The organism is Dietzia sp. DQ12-76, assembly GCF_014145045.1.
Lineage (GTDB): Bacteria > Actinomycetota > Actinomycetes > Mycobacteriales > Mycobacteriaceae > Dietzia.
The window spans coordinates 1-5,775 of record NZ_JAALDV010000352.1; the positions used below are offsets into that span (position 1 = coordinate 1).

6 protein-coding genes are annotated in these 5,775 nt (G+C 69.8%); 2 read left to right on the forward strand and 4 right to left on the reverse strand.

The features are described 5' to 3' along the window. Positions 1–118 precede the first annotated feature (118 nt). From G6019_RS12045 to G6019_RS12060, 4 genes are read right to left on the reverse strand one after another with little or no spacing between them, the layout of a single operon-like run. Positions 119–1,204: an NAD(P)H-dependent flavin oxidoreductase gene (locus tag G6019_RS12045; protein WP_182613535.1), complete on the reverse strand. Its 1,086-nt coding sequence runs from the start codon at positions 1,202–1,204 to the stop codon at positions 119–121. Next, positions 1,201–1,986: a CoA-transferase subunit beta gene (locus G6019_RS12050; protein WP_182613536.1), complete on the reverse strand. Its 786-nt coding sequence runs from the start codon at positions 1,984–1,986 to the stop codon at positions 1,201–1,203. Before G6019_RS12050 ends, G6019_RS12045 begins: the two co-directional genes overlap by 4 nt. After that, positions 1,983–2,924, reverse strand: a complete 942-nt coding sequence (locus G6019_RS12055; RefSeq protein WP_182613537.1) for a CoA transferase subunit A — start codon at positions 2,922–2,924, stop codon at positions 1,983–1,985. Before G6019_RS12055 ends, G6019_RS12050 begins: the two co-directional genes overlap by 4 nt. After that, the gene (locus G6019_RS12060) at positions 2,921–3,715 is read right to left on the reverse strand and encodes an enoyl-CoA hydratase family protein (protein ID WP_182613538.1); all 795 of its coding nucleotides are present in this window, start codon (positions 3,713–3,715) and stop codon (positions 2,921–2,923) included. Before G6019_RS12060 ends, G6019_RS12055 begins: the two co-directional genes overlap by 4 nt. A gap of 78 nt (positions 3,716–3,793) precedes the next feature. Between G6019_RS12060 and G6019_RS12065 the strand changes: the two genes are divergently transcribed. Together G6019_RS12065 and G6019_RS12070 are read left to right on the forward strand one after the other, a co-directional pair. Beyond that, positions 3,794–4,567: an SDR family oxidoreductase gene (locus G6019_RS12065; RefSeq protein ID WP_182613539.1), complete on the forward strand. Its 774-nt coding sequence runs from the start codon at positions 3,794–3,796 to the stop codon at positions 4,565–4,567. 62 nt (positions 4,568–4,629) lie between these two features. Continuing rightward, a complete protein-coding gene (locus G6019_RS12070; protein ID WP_182613540.1) occupies positions 4,630–5,547 on the forward strand; it encodes an SDR family oxidoreductase in 918 nt (305 codons plus the stop codon). Positions 5,548–5,775 lie beyond the last annotated feature (228 nt).

The following is a 5,775-nucleotide window of genomic DNA, read 5'->3' on the forward strand; positions in this document are numbered from 1 at the left end:
GCCGCACCCGCCGACCACGGTGGTCGGCGGGTGCGGGGATCAGGCCGTGCGTGAACGAGGCGTGGTCCGCCGGGGCGATCATCGAAAGACCATGCGCCCGGGGGTGACGACACCCGGACTACGAGCTGTGGCCCCGCAGTGCCTCCAGCCGCTCGTGCGCCTGCGTCATGATCCGCTGGATCAGCTCGTCGCAGCTGGGCAGGTCCTCGATCATGCCCACGACCTGTCCGGAGGCCAGCACGCCGGCCTCTGTGTTGCCCTCTACCAGGCCGGCCTTGAGCAGCATCGGGGTGTTGGCGGCCATGACGATCTGCTGCCAGGTGCGGTCGGAGGCCTTCTTCATGTTGAGGCCGTCCCGGGCGAGCGTCTGCCACTTCATACCGGTCATGGACTTGAACTTGTTGGCGTTCTGCACCGCGGCGAGCATCCCCTTGACGGGGCTGCCCGACTCGAGGGCGTTGACCAGGCCGGTGCGCAGGACGCGGTGCGGCATCCCGTCGACGCGGGTGGACACGACGGTGTCCTGGAGTCCCTTGTCCAGGTATTGCCTCTTGACCGCGTCCGGGACGCGGGAGTCGCTGGTGAGCAGGAAGCGTGTGCCCATGGCGACGCCCGCGGCGCCGTAGGCGAGCGCGGCCACCAGGCCGCGGCCGTCGAAGAAGCCTCCGCCGGCGATGACCGGGATGGAGGTGTTGCCGGCACCGCCGAGGGCGTCGATGACGCTGGGCAACAACAGCGTCGTGGCGACGGGGCCGGTGTGCCCCCCGCCCTCTCCGCCCTGGACGATCACGGCGTCCGCACCCCAGGAGGCCACCTTGACGGCGTGCTTCGCCGCGCCGATGGAGGGGATGACGACGAGGCCGTTGTCCTTGAGGCGCGCGATCAACTCGGGCTTGGGCGCGAGGGCGAACGACGCCACCTTCACGCCGTGACTGATCATCAGCTCGCATCGCTCGGCGGCGTCCTCGGCATCGGCGCGGAGGTTGACCCCGAAGGGGCGGGTGGTCAGCTCCCTGGTGCGAAGGATCGCGTTCTCGAGCTCCGGATACGTCATCGTGGCCGAAGCGATGATCCCCAGCCCTCCGGCGTTGGCGGTGGCCGCGGTCAGCTCGGGTCCGGAGACCCAGCCCATGCCCGTCTGGACGATCGGGTACTCCACCCCGACCAGCTCGGTGAAGGCCGTGGCGATGGTCGGCGCGCTCATGCGGTCGGCACCTCGCGGTCGCGGAACCCGCGGGGGTCCAGCACGTCACGGATGAGGCGCAGCTCCTCCGCCGAGGGATCGCGGGTGACGCCGGCCTCGGACAGGCCCTCGATCTCGAAGCCGGTGTTCTCCGCGACCTCCTCGGCGGTGACGCCCGGGTGCAGGCTCAGCGCGCGCATCCCGTGGTCGGTCCCGCCGAAGTCGAACACGCCGAGGTTTGTCACCACTCGGTGCAGGTGGTGGTACCGGAAGGCGGGGTCCCCCGGGGTGTACCGGTCGTAGCCCACTCCGCAGACGATGTCGACCTTCCCGGTGAAGACGCGGGTGGAGTGCTTGCCCACCCAGTAGCTGGTCGCGTGGTTGAGCGAGTTGCCGGGCGCACCCCGCAGGCCGAACATCTGTCGCGAGGGCTTCTGGACGTCGTCGCCGAAGGCGGAGAGGTTCTGGTTGCCGAAGCGGTCGATCTGGTTGGCGCCCATCACCACGTGGCGGGTGCCGGCCTGCAGGACGTCGAACACCCGGGGGAAGGGGATGTATCCCTCGAAGTCGATGACCTTTCCCAGCGGCGGGGTCTGGCCGAGGAAGCGGTACTCACCGTCGGTGATGAGCAGGTCCGGCTCGGTGGTCAGCCGCGCGAGCCGCGCCCCGATGGTGGCCATCGGGGTCATGGGCGAGGCGAAGATCTCCCCGGCGCCGGCGAAGATCTCCGCGCACGCGATGGCGCAGTACTCGGCCCTGCTGATGGACTGAGCGGTGGCGGGTCGTGTGGTGGTGTCGGTCATCGCGTGGCTCCCTTGTCTGCGGCAGCGGCGGCCTTCTCGGCGGCGGCCTTCTCCGCGAACGCCGAGACCGCCCTCTGGTACTCCTCCTCGGACCCGGACAGGAACTCGGAGACGAAGTCCGCCCACGACGCGTCGTCCCTGGCACAGGAGGCGTAGTGCTTCTGGAACGCCTCGTCGCGGCCGTAACCGCCGGCAAAGGTGAAGTGCGCGCCGTTCGGGGCTTCGGAGACGGTGTCCACGAACATGCGGCTGAGGAGCATGCGTTGGGGACCGACCTCGGTCATCAGCGCGTCGGCGGAATCCACGACCTCGTCGACCTCGAGCAGGACGGTGTCGGCGGCCATGGCGTAGAGGTCGTCGAAGTACCCGTCGACGCCCGTGAAGGCGGCGTTGCCGTGCCTGTCGGCCTTGTCCAGGTGGATCAGCGCGGCGTCCATCCGAAGGGCCGGCATCGCCACGAGGGTCTCGGTCCGTCCGTCCGCCGGATACGGCGAGTCGACGGTCTTGAGTTCGTCCCCCCAGAAGCGGAACACGTCCGAGCCGAGACCGGCGCGGGTGGGTAGGAACGGCAGGCGGTGCGCGGCGGCGGTGAGGCCGGCCCGGACCATGCCCTCGTCCATCTCGCGGGCGACGATCGAGCCCTCGGTGCGGCGGCGGGCGAACCACGGGTCGTAGAACGGGGCGGAGTCGAGTGACACGAAGCCGTAGTAGGCCTTGGAGACCTTCCCGGCTGAGCAGAGCAACCCCAGGTCGGGGCCGCCGAAGGAGACCACGGTGAGGTCGGTGAGGTCCTCCCGGCGGAGGATCGCCCGGACGAGCGCCATGGGCTTGCGCCGCGAGCCCCATCCGCCGATACCGATGGTCATTCCGCTGCGCAGGCGCGAGACGGCCTCGTCGATACTGGTGCGTTTGTCGCGCGGGGTGGGGGTCGTCGTCACTTGTTCTCGCCCGTCCTCTCGGCTCGATCGGCTCGTTTATCCAGGTTCGTCCCGCTCTTGACGAACTCGTCGCGGTGCTCGTCGGCCACGCCGGCGAGGTTGAGTTCGAAGGTGAAGCCCTGCTCCATCCGATAGGAGGACTTCACGTCGACGGGATCGATGTGGTTGATGGCCTCTTTGGCCGCCCGTATCACACGGGTGTCCTTCGCGGCGATCGTCTCGGCGAGGTCCCGGGCGGCCGCGTCGAGCCGGTCGCGGGGGACCACTTCGTAGACCGTGCCCCACTGGTGCAGTTGCTGCGCGGTGACGGTGCGGGAGGTGAAGTACAGGGTGCGCATCATGTGCGGGGGGACCATTCGGGCCAGGTGGGTGGCGGCCCCGAGCGCTCCCCGGTCCACCTCGGGGAGGCCGAAGACCGCGTCGTCGGAGGCGACGATGCAGTCCGCGTTCCCCACGAGCCCGATCCCGCCGCCGACACAGAAGCCGTTCACCGCGGCGATCACGGGGACCGCGCACTCGTACACCGCGTTGAAGGCCACGTAGCACCCGCGGTTGGCGGCGAGCAGGTGGTCGAAGCCCTCGAAGTTTTGCATTTCCTTGATGTCCACGCCGGCGTTGAACCCACGGCCCTCGGCCCGGAGGATCACCACGTGGACCCCCGGGTCGCGACCGGCGGCGAGGATCTGCTCGCCGAGCTCGAACCACCCCGCCGAGGGTATGGCGTTGACGGGGGGGAAGTCGACGGTGACGGTCGCGATGCCGTCTGCTCCCCTGTCGACGGTGATGCCCATGGTGCTCCCTTCGCACGCCGCCGCTGTGGTTCAGCGGGCGGGTGACTGACCAAACGCTTGCTTGGTAGGCTAGCACGCATGTCGCACATCGATCTGGGTCTGGCGGGCAGGGTCGTCCTCGTCACGGGCGGCGTCCGTGGCGTCGGCGCGGGGATCAGCAGAGTCTTCCGAGAAGCCGGTGCCGTCGTCGTCACCTGCGCGCGGCGCCCCGCGGACGAGGGGTCCGACGTCGGCGATCTCGAGTTCCACTCGGTCGATCTCCGGGACCCCGAGGCGGTTCGCGCGATGGTGGAGCGGATCGTGGATCGGCACGGTCGGTTGGACGTCGTGATCAACAACGCCGGCGGTGCCCCGTTCGCCCTGGCGGCCGATGCCAGCGCCAACTTCCACGCCAAGATCGTCGCGCTGAACCTGTTGTCCGCGCTCACGGTGGCCCAGGAGGCGAACCGGGTGATGCAGCCGGCCGGAGGAGCGATCGTCAACATCTCGTCGGTCTCCGGACACCGGCCCTCACCCGGAACGGCGTCCTACGGCGCGGCCAAGGCGGGCATCGACTCGCTGACGCAGTCCCTGGCCGTCGAGTGGGCGCCCGCGGTGCGGATCAACTCGGTCGTCGTGGGACCGGTCAAGACCGAACTCGCCGAAATGCACTACGGGGACTCCGACGGCGTCGCCGCGGTCGACGCCACCATTCCCATGGGTCGCATGGCCGACCCGCGGGATGTGGGGCAGGCGGCCGCCTTCCTGGCCTCGCCGCTGGCGGCCTACATCACCGGAGCCGAGCTCCTGGTCCACGGGGGCGGCGAGAAGCCGGCGTTCCTCTCGGCGTCCAACGCCAACACCACGTCCTGACAGTCCCGGCCATCACGTCGGCGAACACCACGTCGAGGCCGAACAACACATCGAGGAGAACCATGGGAATCTGCGACGGACGCGTCGTCATCGTCACCGGCGCCGGCCGCGGAATCGGCCGGGAGCACGCCCTGGCCTTCGCGGCAGAGGGCGCGAAGGTCGTGGTCAACGACCTCGGCGCCGGCCTCGACGGATCGGACGTGGGGGAATCCCCGGCCGAGCAGGTCGTGGAGGAGATCCGGGCCGCCGGCGGTGAGGCCGTGGTCAACGGGAACGACATCTCCTCCTGGGACGGGGCACGGGAACTGGTCCACCAGGCGATCGACCACTTCGGGGGGCTCGACGTGCTGGTCAACAACGCCGGTTTCCTCCGGGACAAGATGCTCGTCGGTATGGGGGAGCAGGACTGGGACACCGTGATCAACGTCCACCTCAAGGGTCACTTCGCGCCGCTGCGGCACGCCGCCGAGTACTGGCGCGCCGAATCGAAGGCCGGCCGCCCCCGCCGGGCCAGGGTCATCAACACCTCCTCGGGGGCCGGGCTCTTCGGTTCGGTCGGACAGGGGAACTACGCCACCGCGAAAGCCGGAATCGCGCTGCTGACCATCCAGACCGCCGCGGAGATGAAGGGGTACGGCGTCACCGCCAACGCGATCGCTCCTGCTGCTCGTACCCGCATGACCACCTCCGCCGGGGAGGGCATGGCGTCACAGATGGCGGCGCCCGAGGACGGGTCCTTCGACGCGATGGACCCCGCGAACATCTCGCCGTTGGTCGTGTGGCTCGGGTCGGCGGAGTCGGATGAGGTCACCGGGCGTGTGTTCGAGGTCGAGGGCGGGAAGGTCACCGTGTGCGACGGGTGGCAGCGCGCCGCGACCGAGGACAAGGGCGCGAAGTGGGACCCGGCAGAGCTCGGATCCGTGGTGCCGCGACTGCTCGCCGCGTCCCCGTCGCCGGTGCCGGTGTACGGCGCTCGCTGAGCCGAGCGGCCCGGTCCGGGTCGGGGTCATCCGACGCGGGAACGGAGAAGGAGCCCCGCACCGTGATGGTGCGGGGCTCCTTCTCCATGCCCCGGTTCAGGGCTCCGTGCCCGGATCAACGCCCGGGGTCAGGTGCTCAGTTCTCGGGATCCGGGCAGTTCTGGGCGTCGACCGATCCGGCGCCCGCGAGCTGGTCGACCTGCTCCTGCGGGAGGTCGCAGATCGTGG